The sequence below is a fragment of the Paludibacterium paludis genome (assembly GCF_018802605.1).
In the GTDB taxonomy this organism is placed as follows: domain Bacteria; phylum Pseudomonadota; class Gammaproteobacteria; order Burkholderiales; family Chromobacteriaceae; genus Paludibacterium; species Paludibacterium paludis.
The window spans coordinates 1543306-1561377 of sequence record NZ_CP069161.1; the positions used below are offsets into that span (position 1 = coordinate 1543306).

Sequence of the window (18072 nt, forward strand, 5' to 3'; positions counted from 1 at the left end):
CACTCACGAGCATTCCATTTTCTGACGAAAAGCCCGTCAGGAAATTCCGCAGCAAAGTTTGACCCGGCATGATCCTGCCCCCCGTCGCCGCCGTCGCGCACCCCATGTCCGGTGCCCGGCAGGCGCCGGCCCCCGGGTTCGGGGACGTATCATGTGATGCATTCAGGAAGTCGGCTTATCGAAACCGTTACCTACGCTCTTTATACGAACACTTCTTTCGGAAAGCGCCCATTTTCAGACACTGGGCCGTCAAATACTTGCTGTGTCCTTGCGTGAGTGCCGCGCAGGGAACATACATGAAACGTATGCTGTTTAACGCGACGCAGGCCGAAGAGCTTCGCGTCGCCATTGTCGACGGGCAAAAGCTCATCGACCTGGATATCGAAACCGTCGGGAAGGAACAGCGCAAGGGGAACATCTACAAGGGTGTCATCACCCGGATCGAACCTTCGCTGGAAGCCTGCTTCGTCGACTACGGTACCGACCGACACGGCTTCCTGCCGTTCAAGGAAGTGTCCCGCAGCTACTTCCAGAACTACGAGGGCGGCCGCCCCCGCATTCAGGACGTGCTGCGCGAAGGCATGGAAGTCATCGTCCAGGTGGAGAAGGACGAGCGCGGCAACAAGGGCGCGGCCCTGACCACCTATATCAGCCTTGCCGGCCGTTATCTCGTGCTGATGCCGAACAACCCGCGCGGCGGCGGCGTTTCGCGCCGTATCGAGGGCGAGGAGCGTCAGGAACTCAAGGATCTGCTCGGCCAGCTCGAAGTGCCGTCCGGCATGAGCCTGATCGCCCGCACCGCCGGTATCGGTCGCAGCTTCGAAGAGCTGCAGTGGGACCTGGGCTACCTGATGCAGCTGTGGCGCGCCATCGAAGGCGCGGCCGGTGCGCAGAACGCGCCGTTCCTGATCCTGCAGGAAGGCAGCCTCGTCATTCGCGCGATCCGTGACTACTACCATCCGGACATCGGCGAGATCCTCATCGACACCGAGGAAATCTACGAGCACGCCCGCCAGTTCATGGCCCATGTGATGCCCGCCACGCTCAACCGCGTGAAGCTTTACAAGGATCACGTGCCGCTGTTCTCCCGCTTCCAGATCGAGCATCAGATCGAAACCGCCTTCTCGCGCAGCGTGCAACTGCCGTCCGGCGGCGCGATCGTCATCGATCACACCGAGGCGCTGGTGTCCATCGACGTGAACTCGGCGCGCTCCACCAAGGGCGCCGATATCGAGGAAACCGCGCTGCGGACCAACCTCGAGGCGGCCGAGGAAATCGCGCGGCAACTGCGTCTGCGCGACCTGGGCGGCCTGATCGTCATCGATTTCATCGACATGGAAAGCCAGAAGAACCAGCGCGATGTGGAAAACCGTCTGCGCGAAACGCTGAAGCACGACCGTGCCCGCGTCCAGATGGGCAAACTGTCGCGTTTCGGCCTTCTGGAGCTGTCGCGCCAGCGCCTGCAGCCGTCCCTTGGCGAAACCAGCCACGAGCCGTGCCCGCGCTGCCATGGCATCGGCTTCATCCGCGGCACCGAGTCGTCCGCGCTGCACATCCTGCGCATCATCCAGGAAGAGGCGATGAAGGAAAACACCGGGGCGGTGCATGCCCAGGTGCCGGTCGACGTGGCCACTTTCCTGCTCAACGAGAAGCGCGCCGAAATCTATGCGATCGAGTCGCGGCTCGACGTGAGCGTGGTGCTGATCCCGAATATCTATCTCGAAACGCCTCACTACAAGATCGCCCGTGTCCGTCACGACGACCTGGCCGAACTGGGCGAAGAGCCGAGCTACAAGCGCGTGGATATCCAGGAAGAGGACGTGACGACGAATTTCGGCCAGGAAAAGCCGAAGGTCGAGCGTCAGGAAGCCGCGGTGAAAGGAATCACCCCGCAGCAGCCCGCTCCGGTGGCCAGCGACAAGCCGGCGGCGCCGCGCAAGGCGGCCCCCGGTCAGAAAGCCCCGGAAGCCGGACTCTTCAGCCGTATCGCCGCCTGGTTCAAGAGCCTGGGCGCCGAATCCGCCGAGCCCGCCGCCGAAGAGAAGAAGCCCTCCCGTTCCGATCGCAACGGCCAGCGCCGTGGCAACCGCCAGAATGCGCCTCATCGCCGCGAGCGCGATGATCGTCGTCAGGGCAATCAGGACGAGCGTCGCCGTCAGCCTGCTCAGAACGACGAACGGAAGGAATCCCGCGAACCGGCCCGTCAAGAACGTGCGGATCGCCAGGATCGCTCCGATCGCCAGGATCGTGCCGACCGTCAGGAGCGTACCGATCGTCAGGAGCGTGCCGAGCGCCAGCCTCGTCAGCCGCGCCAGCGTCGCGAGCCGCGCGAGAATCGCGAAGCCCTCGAGCAGCGCGATGTCGCCGGTTTGAATGTGCCCGCCGTCGAGGAAAAGAAGGAGACCGCGCCGCGCCAGGAGCCGCGCCGTCGCCGCGAGGAGAAGCCGGTCGTACCGGCCGCCGAAGAGATTCGTGACGAGTCCGTGAGCGAAGTTCCGGCCGAAGCCGCCGCCGGCGGCGAGGCCGATGGTCAGGAGCGCGGTGAGCGCCGCCGCCGCCGCAGCCGTCGCAGCCGCCGCGAGTCGACCGACGTGAACGGCAGCGTGGTGACCGCTGAAGGCGCCGAAACCGATATGGCCGACAGCGCGATTGACGTCGCCGCACCCGTGGCCGAGAGCGAAGCGGTAAAAGAAACGGTAGAGCCGGCCGCTCGTCCCGATACGGAAAACGTCGCGGCGCGGATTGACCCGCCGGCTGTCGAGGCTGTTGAGACGGAACCTGTTGTGGAGGTCGCCGAAGCGGCGTCCGCCCCGGAACCCGTGCTCTCCGAACCAATCGCCGTTCCCGCGGCGGACACCGTTGTCGCCGAGACTCCGGTCATCGAAGCCGAGCCGGTGGTGGTTGCCTCCGAATCCCCTGTTGCTGTCGAAGTCGTTGCTGAAACGCCGGTGGTGGAAGAGGCCGTGGCGGACGTGCCCGCCGCCGAGCCGGTGATTGCCAAGGCTCCGATCGACGAGGCTCCGATTGCCGAGACCCTCGTGGCGGTGGCCGAGGTGGCAGCCAAGCCCGCCGTCGTGGCTCCGGCCGTTGCCGAACCGGTCGATCTGGGGGGGTTGGTGATGGTTAGCACCAAGGCGCATGTCGACATGACGACCGAAACCGAGGCCGCCGCTCCGCAAGGACCGCGCCGCCGCGATGTCGTTCGCCAATCGGGTGATGTCGCCGCCGAAGCGGCTCCGCTGCAGCAGGTGGAAACCCGTCGCGAAGACGCATAACGGGAAGTATCGGCCCCTCGCAAAAAAGTACGGCGAGGGGCTTGACTCCTGATGAAGGCATCCCTATAATTGCCTTCTCTGTTGAGAGCGATTCCCTGATAGCTCAGTTGGTAGAGCGACGGACTGTTAATCCGCAGGTCGCAGGTTCGAGCCCTGCTCGGGGAGCCAAAATACAAAAAGCCTTGTGGTGCGCCACAAGGCTTTTTTCATTTTCCCGGCGGATTAGTCGTCCGTGTCCGACATCCAGTCGTCGGAGTATTCCCCTGACACGTTGCCTTCCGAGATCTCGTCCTCCGACATGGCATCCTGGTTTTCCTCGCTCTCGCTTTCCGCATCGCTTTCTTCATTAAGCAGTTTGGCGTAATTGACCCTCTCGACCCTGGCGCCTAGCGGCGGGGCTTTGGGCTGCGTTGCGATATAGGCTTCGGCGGCTTTGAGCGCTTGGTTCCATGCACTGATGCTCCATCCGTCGCGTAACGCGATTGTATCGATGTCCTCAAAGGCAAGGGTCGCCGCGTCAAGCAACCGTGCTTTCATCATATGCGAGCAGCCGTGTATATTGGCATTGTAAAAGCGTTGTTCGTTGCTGCTGTCTCGCAGCCATTCCGCGCTTTCCTGATCGTTGAACCATTCCAGTTCTGCGCCGTCGGTCGGTTTTTCGATGTCGTCGCGGCTGTAGCCCGCCAGCTTGTGTTGATTGGCCGGCAAGGCGTGGATTCCGCTTGCCCTCCAAGGGAAACTCTCCGTGGCACTGTTATGCTCCGGATCCGACTCGATGGTTTGCGTGACCGGAGTGCCGACCGTTTGGCCGGTGGTGGGATTATAGGACCATAACTTGCAGTCGAATGTGGAAATCTGGGAGGTGCTATCGGGGCCGGTGGCGTCGACCTCGTACTTTACCGCCAGCAAATGATTATTGACCCAGTTTTTCGCGACATATTCGATGCCCTGACGATGCAAGGCGTTGGCCTGGGTGGTGATCGGGTAGAGATTGGCGACATGATTCGGGCCGCCCAGGTTGGCGTTGAGCAGATGTCCCTTGACCAGAGTGGTGCCTTGTTGCTTGTAATACGCGATATAGGGATGGTTTTTCATGACGGAGTCAGAGGTTTCCGCCCCCAACGGGTGATCCGGTCCAAGGATCGCCGACATGTGGCGCCCCGCCTTGCCCGTGCTGTTGTTCGGCGCGGTGATGTCGCCTTCGGTGAAACTGGCGGAAAACACCCGGCCGAGCGACGGATTATGGTTGGCATGGTCGCTTTTCGTATCGCTGGTGTAGGTCTGCTGATTGGGCGGCGCTTGCCTCGTGAGGCTGATTTTCGCCAATTGAACCGGCGGCGCGCCATCCGGCCGGATGGCCCGGGCTTGTACCGGCATCACTGCGGCATGGGCTCTCGCCGCTTGCGCTCCCATCGCATCGGCTTCCCGTTCCAGTCCGGGGTCGGTATTGAGCGCGATACCGCTCGGGCGAGCGTCGGCAAGGCGCTGCGCGGCATGCAACTGTGCGACGCGAGGACTCGCGTCGGCCATGGCTTGCCAGGGACTGCGCGCAAGGGGAGGGGCGTGTTGGGTGTTCGAAGCGGGAAGCGCTTCCCGCGCCCGGGCATCCGTGCGAGAGCCGGGGATGGTCTGGAGGTAGCTGGCCATGGATTCCCGTTCTGCCTGCCCGGTCATGCAGCAACATGACCGCCGCCGAGACGTGGAGTTAACGATAAGGGTTTATGCGAATCGTATCGCCAGTGGAAATATTGCGCAATATGGATCATGGCCGGACGGTGTGAACCCATCGCCTCCGGCGCCGAATACGGAAAACGCGATAGCGGTGGCGATCAGGCGCCAGTCATGATGAAACCATTTAATAATGCTTTTGCCATGCCCATTGGCGTTGTTCGGTGCAATGACGGCAGCGGTCGGTCTGTCCGGCAAAAAACGGCGCGAGCGATTCGCGCGGCAGGACGGTTCCGGATGGCGGACTTGTTTTCGTAGTGATCGTAGGGAGCCGGCATCGGGGCATCATAGACAATCAGCCGAACCGCTGGCGCCCCATCGTCAAGCAGGGCCGACGCCTCGCACAGGGCGTGTTCGGCCGTTTCTTCCCCGGCGGAGATCGCGGTGTAATGTCCCTTGTCGCCATTGAGGATGCTGAAGAGCGCGCCGATCGCGTTATGCACGGAAAGTCCGAATTGAGTCGGAGACAGATCGGAGCCCTGGGTCAGTTGGTCAAGCAGGGTGATGGAGCGGGACAGGTCGCCGTGACGGGAGGTGAAAATCAGCGGTGCATTGTCAACGGGGATCCGGTCCAGTTCGAACGCCACGTGAAGCGCGGCTTTGCCCAAGGCGCTGATGCGTCTTCTCTGCAACGGTGGAACGTGGGGCAGGGGAGGCGCGGCGGAATCCTCTGGAAGAGACGCGGGGGGCCAGGCTGCCCAGTCCTCGAGAATGAAACGGATGGCATGCATGGAGTGAGGCGAAATAGCGAAAGCGACGTGTCTGTGTCCCTGATGTTTAAGACATATTGATTTTTTAATTTCTAGCGCAATATTTTGTGGGTGGATAACTTGATGCTGGTCATGGCCAGAGTATTGATTTTAAAGGGATTCGCCCGGTTTTTTGCATAAAACCGGCGAGAGATGGCGCATCGGTCAACGCTAGGGGCCGGTGCGGTCAGTGTGGCTGACGCGCCATTGCCACAACCTGACTGACCTTTCGGACTACTGCCTTCGGCGTGCGGATTGCGCTGACTTGTTTTTGTCATATTAATGCCATTCAATCGTAAAAAACCGGTGAGACAATCCGCCGATTGATTCAAAGCCGCCCCCGGTTCTTTTACTCACGCTTACAGTCAGGAGTCCAAGCATGCGTTCTGCCGTTTCTCCCGATTCGCTGCGCCATATCGCCGGCGCACTTGTTCTCGCATCGCTCGCCGGCGCTGCCCACGCCACGACGGAAATCCAGTTCTGGCACGCGATGGAAGGCCCGCTGGGCGACCGGGTCAACGCCATTGCCCAGGATTTCAACGCCTCCCAGAAGGATTACAAGGTCGTTCCGGTGTTCAAGGGCAACTACGATGAAGTGCTGTCGGGTGCCATTGCCGCGTTCCGCAGCGGCAATGCTCCGCATATTGTGCAGGTGTTCGAGGTGGGAACGGCGACCATGATGCAGGCCGGCAAAGCGATCAAGCCGGTCGGCCAGGTCATGAAGGACGCGGGAGAGCCGTTTGATGAAAAGCTCTTCATCCCGGCTGTGGCGGGTTACTACTCCGATGCGAAGACCGGCCATCTGGTCTCTATGCCGTTCAACAGCTCGACGCCCATCCTGTATTACAACAAGGATGCGTTCAGGAAAGCCGGCCTGAATCCCGAGCAGCCGCCCAGAACTTGGCCGGAGCTGGCCCAGGCCGCCGCGAAGCTCAAGGCATCCGGCATGAGTTGCGGTTACACGACCGGTTGGCAGGGCTGGGTTCTTCTGGAGAATTTCAGTACCTGGCATGACCTGCCGTTCGCCAGCAAGGACAATGGTTTTGGGGGGGCCGGCGCGGAGTTGCGCTTCAATAGCCCCGCCCATGTCCGGCACATCGAGTTTCTGGCGAAAATGGTCAAGGACGGTACGTTCAGCTATGTCGGCCGCAAGGACGAGGCCACGCCCAAGTTCTATTCCGGCGAGTGCGGCATCATGACCGGCAGTTCGGGCTCCCAGGCCGCCGTACGCAAGAATGCCAAGTTCGCTTTCGGCATGGGCATGATGCCCTATTACCCGGATATGAAGGGCGCGCCGCAAAACGCCATCATCGGCGGCGCCAGCCTGTGGGTGATGGGGGGCAAGAGCGCGGCCGAATACAAAGGGGTTGCGCGTTTTCTCAAACGGGTCGCCGCGCCTGAAGTCGCGGCCGCCTGGCATCAGCAGACCGGTTACCTGCCGGTGACCGGCGCCGCGTTCGAGCTGACACGCAAGCAGGGCTTCTACGAGAAAAACCCGGGCGCGGACATCGCGGCGCGGCAGATGATGAACAAGCCGCCCAAATCCTATACCCGGGGCCTGCGTCTTGGGTACATGCCGCAGATCCGCAGTGTGGTCGACGAGGAGCTCGAGAGCGTCTGGAGCGGCAAACAACAGGCCCGGCCGGCGCTTGACCAGGCCGTCGCGCGCGGTAACGAACTGCTGCGCCGTTTCGAAAAAACCGCCAACTGACGAAGGGTCGCGCCACGGTGTCCGCCGTGGCGCGTCCCCCCTAGCGGATATCCGATGCAGCACAGATTCCATTTTTCCGGCAAATGGCCCGGTATCCTGCTGATGGCTCCCCAGTTGGCCATCACGGTGGTGTTTTTCGTGTGGCCGGCGGCCCAGGCGCTCTGGGAGTCGACCCGCATGCAGGATCCTTTCGGCCTGTCCGCCACGTTTGTCGGCCTCGAGAATTTCCAGCGGCTGGTCCGGGACCCCCTGTATTTGGGCACGATCCATACCACCTTGCTGTTCAGTGTACTGGTGACGGCGCTGGGCATGAGTTTCGCGCTGATTCTGGCCGCGATGGCCAATCAGATCCGGCGCTTCAGGCCGCTTTATCAGACCGTGCTGATCCTGCCCTACGCGATCGCGCCGTCGTTGGCCGCCGTGCTCTGGCTATTCCTGTTCAATCCCGGCATTGGCTGGATCGCGTACCTCTTCGGGCTGGTCGGCTATGACTGGAATCATGCCCTCAACGGCGGGCAGGCGCTGGCGCTGGTGGTGCTCGCGTCGGCCTGGAAGCAGGTCAGCTACAATTTCCTGTTTTTTTATGCGGCTTTGCAGGCCATTCCCGCTTCGCTGATCGAAGCCGCGGCGATCGATGGCGCCGGCCCCATCCGGCGTTTCCGCGATCTGGTGTTTCCATTGTTATCGCCGACCACGTTCTTCCTGCTGGTCGTCAACCTGGTCTATGCCTTCTTCGACACCTTCGCGGTGGTCGATGCCGCGACCGGCGGTGGACCGGGCAAGTCCACCGAGACCCTGATCCTCAAGGTCTACGCGGAAGGGTTCAAGGGGTTGGATCTTGGCGGGTCGGCCGCGCAGTCGGTGATCCTCATGGCCATTGTCGGGGTGTTGACCATCGTGCAGTTCCGCTACGTGGAAAGAAAGGTCCAGTACTGATGATCGAGAATCGCAAGGCTCTGGATATCTTCTGCCATTGCGTGCTGACGCTGGGCATGCTGCTGGTGTCGTTTCCGCTCATCCTGATGGTGCTGGCGGCCACTCATCGCGCCGATGTGGCCCTGCCGGGCCCCGTGTCGCTGGTTCCCGATGCCTACCTGTGGGAAAACCTCGTACGCGTCATGACACGGGCCGAGGGGGGGCTGACCGTTCCCCTGTCCCGCACGCTGTTCAACAGTTTTGTCATGGCCATGGTGATTTGCGTTGGCAAGATCGTCATTTCCGTACTGTCGGCGTTCGCCATCGTGTATTTCCGCTTCCCGCTGCGCCGTACCGGCTTCGTGCTGATTTTCGCGACGCTGATGCTGCCTGTCGAAGTGCGGATCTTTCCGACCGTGGAAGTGATCAGCCGACTGGACATGATCAATAGCTACGGCGGTTTGACCGTGCCGCTGATCGCATCGGCGACCTCGACGTTCCTGTTGCGGCAATTTTATCTGTCGCTGCCGGTGGAACTGGCCGAGGCCGCGAGAGTGGACGGGGCGGGGCCGATGCGTTTTCTGTTCGATATCGTGCTGCCGCTGACCCGGACCACCCTCGCTTCACTCTTCGTGGTGAATTTCATCTACGGGTGGAACCAGTATCTGTGGCCGCTTCTGGTCAGCCACGATCCGGCGATGTCGACCGCGGTGATCGCCATCAAGGGCATGCTGGGGGAGGGCGCCATCAACTGGCCGCTGGTGATGGCCGGCACACTCCTGACATTGCTGCCGCCGCTGGCCGTGGTGATCGGAATGCAGCGCTGGTTCGTCAAGGGGCTGGTGGACAGCGAGAAATGACAATGGCCGTGGACGGCCATGAAATGGAATGAACGATGGCGACACTTTCTTTGCATCATGTTGGCAAATCCTATCCCGGCGCGGCGCGGGCGGCGCTCGAGTCGATCGATGTCGAGGTGGCGGACGGGGAGTTCGTGGTGATCGTCGGTCCGTCCGGATGCGGCAAATCGACCCTGCTGCGCATGGTCGCGGGGCTCGAGGCGATCAGCGAGGGCGAGATCCGCGTGGGCGGCCGCCGTGTCAACGAGCTGGAGCCAAAAGACCGCGATATCGCCATGGTGTTCCAGAACTACGCGCTGTATCCGCATATGAGCGTGGCGGACAATATGGGCTATGCCCTGAAAATCCGCGGCATGCCCAAACGCGAGATCGCCGAGCGGGTCGGCCGCGTGGCGGCGATTCTCGAACTGGAGCCGCTGCTGGCGCGCAAGCCGCGCGAACTGTCCGGCGGGCAACGCCAACGCGTGGCGATGGGGCGCGCCATCGTCCGCGAGCCGGCCGTATTCCTGTTCGACGAGCCGCTCTCCAATCTCGATGCCAGGCTGCGCGGCCAGATGCGCCAGGAAATCCAGGCTCTGCACCGCCGCCTGCGCACCACCAGCCTCTATGTGACGCACGATCAGGTCGAGGCCATGACGCTGGCCGATCGTGTCATCCTGCTCGACAAGGGCCGCATCGAGCAGATCGGCACCCCCGAGGCCATTTATGACAGCCCGGCGTCGATGTTCGTCGCGGGCTTTATCGGCTCTCCACCGATGAATCTCTTGCCGGCCAGGATCGGCGCGGATGGACGGTCGCTGGTGTCGGGCGCCGGACGCATCGCCTTGCCGGAAGGCTGTGCGCCGCTAGCCGGGCGCGATGTGGTGTTCGGTATCCGCCCCGAACATCTCCGGCCGGACGATCACCCCGATGCCCTGATCCTTGAGGTGACCAGCGTCGAGAAGCTCGGTGCCGACAACCATGTGTTCGGGATGGCGGGCGGGCACGCCCTGACTCTGAAAGTGCCCCATCATGTCGCCCCCGAGCCGGGAAGCCGCTTGCCGGTCATGCCGGATGTGCGCAGACTGCATGTGTTCGATCCCGTCTCGCAAAGGAGAATCGCCGATGTCCGCACCGCATCGGATCCGGCCCTGGCCGTATCCTGAGTACCTTGCCCACCGCGGCGGCGGCACGCTCGCCCCGGAAAACACCCTGGCCGCCTTCCGGGAGGGAACCCGTTACGGCTACCGCGCGGCCGAGTGCGATGTGAAACTGTCCGCGGACGGCGTGAGTTTTTTGCTGCACGACGATACCGTGGATCGGACCAGCAACGGCACCGGGGAAGCGAAAGCGCTGACCATGGCGCAGATCGCGCGGCTTGACGCGGGACGCTGGCGTGGCGCCGCTTTCGCCGGGGAACCGATGCCGACGCTCGCGAGCGTGGCCGCGCATTGCCTCGCGCAGGGCATGGCGCTCAATATCGAAATCAAACCCTGCCCCGGGCGGGAGACCGAAACCGGCGCCGCCGTGGCGCGCGAGGCGGCCGCGCTGTGGCAACACGCCGCCATGGCGCCGCTCCTGTCCTCCTTCTCTGTCGAGGCCCTGCGCGCGGCGCGTGATGAGGCGCCCGGATTGCCGCGCGCGATGCTGTTCGAGCGTGTGCCGGACGACTGGCGGGCCGTACTGGAAGAACTCGGCGCGGTTGCCGTGCATTGCGATCACCGGGAGCTCGACGAAGCGCGGGTTCGGGAGATCAAGAGCGCCGGCTATGCCGTGATGTGCTACACGGTCAACCGTCGGGAAGATGCCGAACGTCTTTTGGCATGGGGGGTGGACGCCATTTGCACGGACCGGATCGATCAGTTGGGGCCGTGACCGTAGCCGTTTCCCGGCGTTAGGTTTTGTTGAAGATTGCTTATTCCTTTCGGCACTTTATTCCTTGGGCATGAGTGGTATACGATAGTCCAAATAGATAATGAGAAAGGGAAACGCATGAAGCAAACCATCCGTGCCGCCGCCTGGCTGGCCTTCTCGCCACTGGTTCTGCCGGTATCCCCGGCGCTGGCCGCCGCGCCGGAAGCCTCCAGCCATGTCTTGCCCGCCGGCATCGATTGGCGTCAGGGGGATGTCGATGCCGCGTTCGCCCAGGCTCGAGCCTCGGGCAAGCCGCTGTTCCTCTATTGGGGCGCTGTGTGGTGCCCGCCCTGCAATCAGGTCAAGGCGACCATCTTCAATCGGCAGGACTTCATCGATCGCACCCGCCAGTTCATCCCCGTCTATCTGGACGGCGACAGTCCCGGCGCCCAGAAACTGGCCAGCCGTTTCAAGGTGCGTGGCTATCCGACCATGATCCTGTTCCGTCCGGACGGTACCGAGATCACCCGCCTGCCGGGCGAGGTGGAGGGAGAGCGTTATCTGCGCACGCTGGAGCTCGGATTGGCCGCCGCCCGTCCGGTCAAAGCCCTGCTGGCGTCGGCGCTCAACGGCGATGCGCTAAGTGCCGGTGACTGGCAGCTTTTGGCCGATTATTCCTGGGATACCGATCAGACGCAGATCATCGCGGACGGGCAGCTCGCCGTCACCCTGCAGCGGCTCGCGGCCGCCGTGCCGGGCGGCGAAAGCGCCACGGCGCGCCGCCTGGCCTTGAAGGCGCTGGTGGCCACGGCCTCCGACGACAAGGCGCCGGCGATCGACAAGGATGCGGCGCGCGCCGGCTTGCGCCAGGTGCTGGCCGACACGAAACTGACCCGCGACAACTTCGATGTGCTGGCCAACAACGCCACGGAAGTCACCACTTACCTGACCGGGCCGGGGGCGCCGCGCCTCGAGCTCATCCATGACTGGAACGGCGCGCTTGTCAGGCTGCAGAACGATGCCGGCTTGTCGACCACCGATCGCCTGACCGCGCTGTACGCCGAGGTCGAGCTGGCGCGGCTGAGTGATCCCAAGGGGGCGATTTCTCCGGCTCTGCAGGACAAGGTGCGGCGTCAGACGGCCGAAGCCGACCGGCGCACCACCAACGGCTACGAGCGTCAGTCGGTGGTCAGCATGGCCGCTCATGTGCTGAGCCAGTCCGGTCAGATCGCCGAATCCGACACCCTGCTGCTGGCCGAACTCAAGCGCTCCCACTCGGCGTATTACCACATGCTCTCCCTGGCGGCCAATGCGCGCTCGCGCGGTGACAAGGCCGCCGCGGTCGACTGGTACCAGAAAGCCTGGGAGAGTTCGACGGGACCGGCCACGCGCTTGCAGTGGGGGGTTGGCTATGTCAGCGGCGCGATCGATCTGGCTCCGTCCGAAGAGGCCCGGATCGAAAAGGCGGCCACCCGTGTGGTGGCCGAGGCCGGCAAGACGCAGAACGCCTTTTACGAGCGCAGCCGCCGTTCGCTGGAGCGGCTGGTCGGCAAACTGCGCACCTGGAACAAGGACGGCAGCCACCGCGCCTCGGTCGGGCGCGTTCAGGCGGAACTGTCCGGGGTGTGCGGCAAGCTGCCCGCTTCCGATGCGCAAAAGCCGGTCTGCGATGCGCTCGCCTCTTCATTGAACGGCTGATACGCCCGGCGCGGGCGGACGGCGCATGTGTCCGCCCGCGAACATCCTGCTGTCATCCTCGCGCCGTACACTGCCGGCATCGCTTCGTTTTTCAAGGGGTTTGCCTCGATGTCCGCATCCGTTCGTCCGCGTCCCGCCCTGGCGGCGATTCTTGCCGCCGTCTTCCTGTCCTGCGCTCATGCGCAACCGGCCATCGCCGACCAGACCCGGCCGGGGGAGGGCAACCGCGCCGCCGCCGCGCTGGCGTCGGCATCCCCGCTGGTGAATTCGGCCCACCGCCTGCTGCTGGCGAATACCGCCCTGGTGAAGGATCCGCAGATCCGCCGCGAAACCCTCGATCTGATCCGCAATCCCAAGGTTTGCGTCAAAAGCCGCGCCGGGCTGACCGAAACCGACAAGGACGCGCTGATCGGCGAACTGACCGCGGCGGGACTGATCGACAGCGCCGACTCGGCGGCGTTTCCGGGAGGCTTGAAAGCCGGGGTGTTTCCTCCGCTGACCGATGACGGCTCGGCATGCCCCGCGTTGCCGCAACCCTTCCTCGCCGCGCCGGGCAGCGCGTACGGCGGTCACCATTCGATGCCGGGAGGCCTGGTGGTGCACGAGGCGTTCAACGATCTGTCGGACATCGCACTGGCGGGGCATTATCAGGCGGTGTACGGCACCATGGGGCGCAACGGGTTGCCCGTGGTGGTCGCGCGCGCGGGCAAGCAAACCGTCAAGGGCGATCTGCCGATCGATCGCGACCTGATCGTTGCCGCGCCGATGTGGCACGATTTTGCCAAGACCTGGGTGTTTCAGTGGAACGCCGACGGCAGCGAGTTTCAGGAACTGAACTTCGGCGGCAACGGCAAGACCGACAACGGGGGGCGTCCGGGCAACAGCAAGACCGGCGCCCATCATATCCTCGGTCTTGCCGAGGCGATGGCGCGGGGCATGCCGCCCGCGTTCGTGGTGACCCAGGCGTCGGCGCATGCCGCGCCGGGTGGCGGCAACGAGTACAAGGTCGCCAACTGGATCCGCGCGGCGGCGATACTCTCCCGCGTCGACCCGCTCAAGGCCGGCTACCTGATCCGCCGCGGCGACGAATGGCGGCTGCCGCCGTTGCGGGGCATGGCGAGCGTCGATCTGCAGGCGAAGCATCCGTCGCATACCCATCTGATGGTGGAATACGTGCTGCAGAACCTCTCCGACGCGGATTATATTTTCACGGGTCCGGCGGTCTCCGGCAGCGAGGCGCTGCTGGCCGAGCTGGCGCCGCCGTTCGGTTATCCTTCCGACGGCGCGCGTTTCAACACCGGGTTCCGCAATCCCGTGCTCAGCTATCTGAGCGCCGAACGCTTGTGGATTCTCTACACCGGCAAGGGCATCGGCGCGGTGCGCTCTGAGATCGCCAAGCTGCGCCGGCTAAAACTCATCTGAGCGGACGGGACGCCGCGAAGCCGGGAATCGCGTCCGCCGGGAGGGCGGGCGCGAACAGAAAACCCTGGCCGTGCGCGCAGCCGAGCGAGCCCAGCTGCTCCTGCTGCATCGGTGTTTCGATGCCTTCGGCGACAATGTCCAGCCCCAGGCTGTGGGCAATGGACACGATCGCCAGGGTCAGCGCGAGGGAGCTGCCGTTGTCGGGCAGGCCCTGAATGAAGGACTTGTCGATCTTGAGCCGTTCGATCGGCAAGTGCTGCAGCAGGCTCAGGCAGGAGAACCCGGTGCCGAAGTCGTCGATGGACAGGGTCACGCCCCTTTCGCGGATGCTTTCGAGCGTGCCGCGCGTCTTGTCCAGCGACAGCATGGCCGTTTCGGTGATTTCCAACTCCAGCCGGCCCGCCGGAAAACCGCTGCGCTCCAGCGCCGCATCGAGGATGTCGATGAATCCGCTCCCGGTCAGTTGGCGCACCGACACATTGACCGACAGATGCAGATCCAGACCGGATGCCCGCCAGATCGCGCCTTGCCGGCAGGCTTCCTCGAGCAGCTGGGCGCCCAGCACTTCGATCAGGCCGGTTTCCTCGGCGACCGGAATAAAGACATCCGGTTCGACCACGCCGATCTCAGGGTGGGTCCAGCGCGCCAGCGCTTCCACTCCGGTCATCGCGCCGTCGGCCAGGCGTATCTGCGGTTGGTACTGCAATGTCAGCGAATGATCGTGCCGCGCCTGCAGAAGCCCCTGTTCCAGCACCAGACGCTGTTTTGCCCGCGAGGCCATCTCTTCCGAGAACCACGCGTACCCGTTGCGGCCCGCCGCCTTGGCCGAATACATGGCGGTGTCGCACGCCTTGAGCAGCTCGTTGCTGCTGCGCGCATTGTCCGGATACACCGCGATGCCGATGCTGGCCGTGATGCTGACCGGATCGGGGGTGTCGGTCAGGGCGACCGGCTGGCTGAGCGCGCCAAGCAAGTGGTTGGCGATCACCGCGCAATGCTCCGGCCTGTCCAGGTCGGGAATGATCACGACAAACTCATCGCCGCCGATGCGCACCGCGACATCGCTGCCGCGCAGGACGCGCTCGAGCCGCCGCGCCATTTCAATCAGCAGGCAGTCCCCGGCGTCGTGGCCGAGCGAGTCGTTGATGATCTTGAAACCGTCAAGATCGATGAATAGCAGGCCAAGGCGGGTCTGGCGCCGTTCCGCCCGCTCGATCTCGCTGTCCAGCTTTTCCTGGAACAGGTGCCGGTTGCCGAGTCCCGTCAGGGCATCGTGATACGCCAGATGGTTGATGCGGTCTTCCGCCTGGCGGATGGCGCTGATGTCGCTGATGACCCCGATGATGCGGCGGTGCTCGCCAAAATAGCGGGCGTACAGGGATATCCAGCGCATTTCTCCAGAAGTTACGAACATTCGGATCTCGCCGCTGAATTGGCCGTCCCTGGCCAGCGCTTCGCTCAGCGCGTCGCGGTCGGCGCTGTGTATCATTTGCAAGAAGGCGTCCCGCCCTTCGTCGAAGTAGGTCGGCACCGTGCCAAGGATGCTCATGAAGTGGCCTTCGGCGACGAATCGGCGCGATGCGACCTCCCATTCCCAGACCCCCAGACCCGCCGTGTCGATGGCCAGTCGCAGCCGCTCTTCGCTGCGCATCATGCCTTCCTCCGCTCTGCGCCGCGCCAGCGCCATGCGCAATGTGGCTTCCAGTTCGCGCAGTTCGAACGGCTTGAGCAGATAGCCGTAAGGCATGCTGTCTTCGGCTCGCCGCAGCACGCCTTCCTCGGAGTACGCGGTCAGAAAAATGATCGGAATGTTGTTCTCGCGGCGGATTTCGCGCGCCGCGTCCGTGCCGTCCATCATGCCTTCCCCGAGGTTGATGTCCATCAGCACCAGATCGGGACGGATTTCACGGGCTTTCGCGATGGCGTCTTCCGCACGGGCGCACAAAGCTCCGACCTTGTAGCCGAGATTTTCCAGATTGTGCTTGAGGTCGAGCGCGACGATCAGCTCGTCCTCGACGATCATGATGCGGGTATGTTGCGGCATGACCGTTTCTCCTCAGGGGTAGGGCAGCACAATGTCGAAACGCGTGCCGCCCCCGACGTTCAGTTCCAGGCGCCCGCCGGCCTGGTCGACCAGCAACGGGATCAACTGGAACCCCAGCGTGGACGAAGTGCCGGGACGAATGTCGGCCGGCAGACCTATGCCGTTGTCGGCGACGCTGATCCTGACCTCTTCGGGCGTCGGCTGGCTGACCCTCACATCGATACGGCCGCCGCGGTGGTTGGGGAAAGCATGCTTGACCGCATTGGTGACCAGCTCGTTGACCAGCAGTCCGCAGGGCACCGCCCGGTGCAGGCTGAGCGTTACCGGCGCCGGCCCGATGTCAAGGGCGATGCTGACTCCGTCGCGCAGCGTGATGCTGTCCGACAGCAGGCGGCACAGCTGCTGGCAATAGACGGCGAAGTCCAGATCCATGAAGTCGCTGCGTTCGTACAGCAGCTGATGGATCAGGGCCATGGCCCGCACCCTGTTCTGGCTTTGCTCGAGCACCTCGCGGGCTTCGGGACTGGCGATGCCCGATTGCAGGCGCAAGAGACTGGATATCACCTGAAGGTTGTTCTTGACGCGATGATGAACCTCGTTGAGCAGCACGGTTTTTTCTTCGAGAGCCCGTTCGATCAGCATTTGGTCGGCCCTGCGCCGGGTGATGTCGGCCACGGTCGCGAGCGCCATGGTGCCCCGGGAGGTATCCAGCGCGTTCAGGCCGACCTCGACGGGAAACAGGCTGCCGTCCTTGCGGCGGCCGTGGATATCGTTGCGCTGGCTCATTTCCCGGTTGTGCGGCGCGCGCATGTAGCCGCTGAAATAGCCGTCGTGGTGAGTCCGTTGCGTTTCGGGCACCAGCATGGCCAACGGATGACCGACCAGTTCGTCCCGCTCGTAGCCGAACAAATGGGACATGCGCTGGTTGACCAGTTCGATCTGTCCTGACGTGTTGACGACCACCAGCCCTTCCGGCACGGCCTCGACCACCTGGCGGAAGCGTTCCTCCGACAGACGCAGCGCTTCTTCGCTGCGTTTGCGCTGGCTGATGTCAATGCTCGAGGCGATCAGTTCCGATATACGGCCGTGCTCGTCCCTGACCGGGGAGAGCATGAAATCCACCGCCACCAGTTCGCCTTGCGCCATGCGCGAATCGGTGTCGAAACGCGACACGCTGCCACTGGTCGCTTGTCCGACGGCATGACGGATGCACGCCTGGACAGCCGGGGAGTGGTTCCACCAGTAGCATTCCCACAGGGGACGGCCGATGACTTCGGCGGCGGCAATCCGCGCCGCGTCGAGCGGCGCCCGGTTCGATTCGAGCAGGATACCGTCGGGCGACAGGATGCCGACAAAGATCGACAGACTGTCGAGCATGCGCCGCGCGCGCGCCTCGGTGGCCTGTCTGAGTTTTTCCGCTTCGATCTGGGCGGTGACATCGGCAAACGTGCAAATGAGTCCGGCGATGGCGCCATCCCGGAGCAGGGGGCGGTAGGTTCCGCGCCAGAATCTGGGGCTGCCCGGCTGGGCCGGGATTTCGGCGGGAAATTCGAAGTTCGCCACCGTCTCGCCGCTGTCGAGAATTCCCCGCAGCGTTGTCTCCAGCGCATCGGCGATATCCGGAAGGATGTCGCGCAGCGAGCGCCCGAGGTGATCTTCGACGCTCAGCCCGTTGAGGCTCGCCGCCAGCGGTGTGATGAAACGGAAGCGCAGCTCGCGGTCGAACAGGCATACCCCGGTATCGATGGCGCCGGTCAGCGCATCGAGAATATCGGGCTTGGCCAGGAACTCTGGCAAGGAGGAATCAGGTTGCACGGCGTCGACCAGTCCGGCGTGA

The 18072-nt window shown here is 63.6% G+C and carries 12 protein-coding genes and 1 tRNA gene; 9 read left to right on the forward strand and 4 right to left on the reverse strand.

From position 1 onward, the window contains the following. Positions 1 to 296: 296 nt before the first annotated feature. Both JNO50_RS07055 and JNO50_RS07060 read left to right on the forward strand, forming a co-directional pair. The gene (locus JNO50_RS07055) at positions 297 to 3275 is read left to right on the forward strand and encodes an Rne/Rng family ribonuclease (protein ID WP_189535472.1); all 2979 of its coding nucleotides are present in this window, start codon (positions 297 to 299) and stop codon (positions 3273 to 3275) included. Between the two features lie 92 nt (positions 3276 to 3367). Continuing rightward, positions 3368 to 3443, forward strand: a tRNA-Asn gene (locus JNO50_RS07060). A 54-nt stretch (positions 3444 to 3497) separates the two neighbouring features. Here JNO50_RS07060 and JNO50_RS07065 read toward each other — a convergent pair. Together JNO50_RS07065 and JNO50_RS07070 are read right to left on the reverse strand one after the other, a co-directional pair. Beyond that, positions 3498 to 4922 (reverse strand): hypothetical protein, encoded by a 1425-nt coding sequence (locus tag JNO50_RS07065; RefSeq protein ID WP_189535474.1) that lies wholly within the window; start codon positions 4920 to 4922, stop codon positions 3498 to 3500. Between the two features lie 182 nt (positions 4923 to 5104). After that, a complete protein-coding gene (locus JNO50_RS07070) occupies positions 5105 to 5734 on the reverse strand; it encodes a beta-ketoacyl synthase chain length factor (protein WP_189535476.1) in 630 nt (209 codons plus the stop codon). Between the two features lie 397 nt (positions 5735 to 6131). Between JNO50_RS07070 and ugpB the strand changes: the two genes are divergently transcribed. The 7 genes from ugpB to JNO50_RS07105 all read left to right on the forward strand — a co-directional run bounded on the left by ugpB (position 6132) and on the right by JNO50_RS07105 (position 14191). Then, positions 6132 to 7463, forward strand: coding sequence for a sn-glycerol-3-phosphate ABC transporter substrate-binding protein UgpB (ugpB, locus tag JNO50_RS07075; protein ID WP_189535478.1), 1332 nt, complete (start codon positions 6132 to 6134; stop codon positions 7461 to 7463). Positions 7464 to 7517: 54 nt separating this feature from the next. Continuing rightward, on the forward strand, positions 7518 to 8399 hold the full coding sequence (gene ugpA / locus JNO50_RS07080; RefSeq protein ID WP_189535481.1) for a sn-glycerol-3-phosphate ABC transporter permease UgpA: 882 nt from the start codon (positions 7518 to 7520) through the stop codon (positions 8397 to 8399). Beyond that, on the forward strand, positions 8399 to 9238 hold the full coding sequence (ugpE, locus tag JNO50_RS07085; protein WP_189535483.1) for a sn-glycerol-3-phosphate ABC transporter permease UgpE: 840 nt from the start codon (positions 8399 to 8401) through the stop codon (positions 9236 to 9238). Before ugpA ends, ugpE begins: the two co-directional genes overlap by 1 nt. Positions 9239 to 9273: 35 nt before the next feature. Next, positions 9274 to 10383 (forward strand): sn-glycerol-3-phosphate import ATP-binding protein UgpC, encoded by a 1110-nt coding sequence (locus tag JNO50_RS07090; protein ID WP_189535485.1) that lies wholly within the window; start codon positions 9274 to 9276, stop codon positions 10381 to 10383. Beyond that, on the forward strand, positions 10343 to 11092 hold the full coding sequence (gene ugpQ, locus JNO50_RS07095; protein WP_189535487.1) for a glycerophosphodiester phosphodiesterase: 750 nt from the start codon (positions 10343 to 10345) through the stop codon (positions 11090 to 11092). Before JNO50_RS07090 ends, ugpQ begins: the two co-directional genes overlap by 41 nt. Before the next feature lie 117 nt (positions 11093 to 11209). Further along, complete coding sequence (locus tag JNO50_RS07100) at positions 11210 to 12769, forward strand: thioredoxin family protein (protein ID WP_189535489.1); 1560 nt, start codon at positions 11210 to 11212, stop codon at positions 12767 to 12769. 108 nt (positions 12770 to 12877) lie between these two features. Then, positions 12878 to 14191 carry a hypothetical protein gene (locus tag JNO50_RS07105; protein ID WP_189535491.1) on the forward strand — a complete coding sequence of 438 codons (1314 nt, stop codon included), beginning with the start codon at positions 12878 to 12880 and terminating at the stop codon, positions 14189 to 14191. Here JNO50_RS07105 and JNO50_RS07110 read toward each other — a convergent pair. Both JNO50_RS07110 and JNO50_RS07115 read right to left on the reverse strand, forming a co-directional pair. Then, positions 14184 to 16235: a putative bifunctional diguanylate cyclase/phosphodiesterase gene (locus tag JNO50_RS07110; protein ID WP_189535493.1), complete on the reverse strand. Its 2052-nt coding sequence runs from the start codon at positions 16233 to 16235 to the stop codon at positions 14184 to 14186. The two genes, JNO50_RS07105 and JNO50_RS07110, sit on opposite strands and share 8 nt — an antisense overlap. 12 nt (positions 16236 to 16247) lie before the next feature. Further along, positions 16248 to 18050, reverse strand: a complete 1803-nt coding sequence (locus JNO50_RS07115; RefSeq protein WP_189535495.1) for a PAS domain S-box protein — start codon at positions 18048 to 18050, stop codon at positions 16248 to 16250. Positions 18051 to 18072: the final 22 nt, after the last annotated feature.

Coding starts and splice junctions, on each gene's coding strand:
- JNO50_RS07055 (WP_189535472.1), top strand. CDS start 297: ATGAAACGTATGCTGTTTAACGCGACGCAGGCCGAAGAGCTTCGCGTC.
- JNO50_RS07110 (WP_189535493.1), bottom strand. CDS start 16,235: ATGCCGCAACATACCCGCATCATGATCGTCGAGGACGAGCTGATCGTC.
- JNO50_RS07105 (WP_189535491.1), top strand. CDS start 12,878: ATGTCCGCATCCGTTCGTCCGCGTCCCGCCCTGGCGGCGATTCTTGCC.
- JNO50_RS07065 (WP_189535474.1), bottom strand. CDS start 4,922: ATGGCCAGCTACCTCCAGACCATCCCCGGCTCTCGCACGGATGCCCGG.
- ugpQ (WP_189535487.1), top strand. CDS start 10,343: ATGTCCGCACCGCATCGGATCCGGCCCTGGCCGTATCCTGAGTACCTT.
- ugpB (WP_189535478.1), top strand. CDS start 6,132: ATGCGTTCTGCCGTTTCTCCCGATTCGCTGCGCCATATCGCCGGCGCA.
- JNO50_RS07100 (WP_189535489.1), top strand. CDS start 11,210: ATGAAGCAAACCATCCGTGCCGCCGCCTGGCTGGCCTTCTCGCCACTG.
- JNO50_RS07090 (WP_189535485.1), top strand. CDS start 9,274: ATGGCGACACTTTCTTTGCATCATGTTGGCAAATCCTATCCCGGCGCG.
- ugpA (WP_189535481.1), top strand. CDS start 7,518: ATGCAGCACAGATTCCATTTTTCCGGCAAATGGCCCGGTATCCTGCTG.
- JNO50_RS07070 (WP_189535476.1), bottom strand. CDS start 5,734: ATGCATGCCATCCGTTTCATTCTCGAGGACTGGGCAGCCTGGCCCCCC.
- ugpE (WP_189535483.1), top strand. CDS start 8,399: ATGATCGAGAATCGCAAGGCTCTGGATATCTTCTGCCATTGCGTGCTG.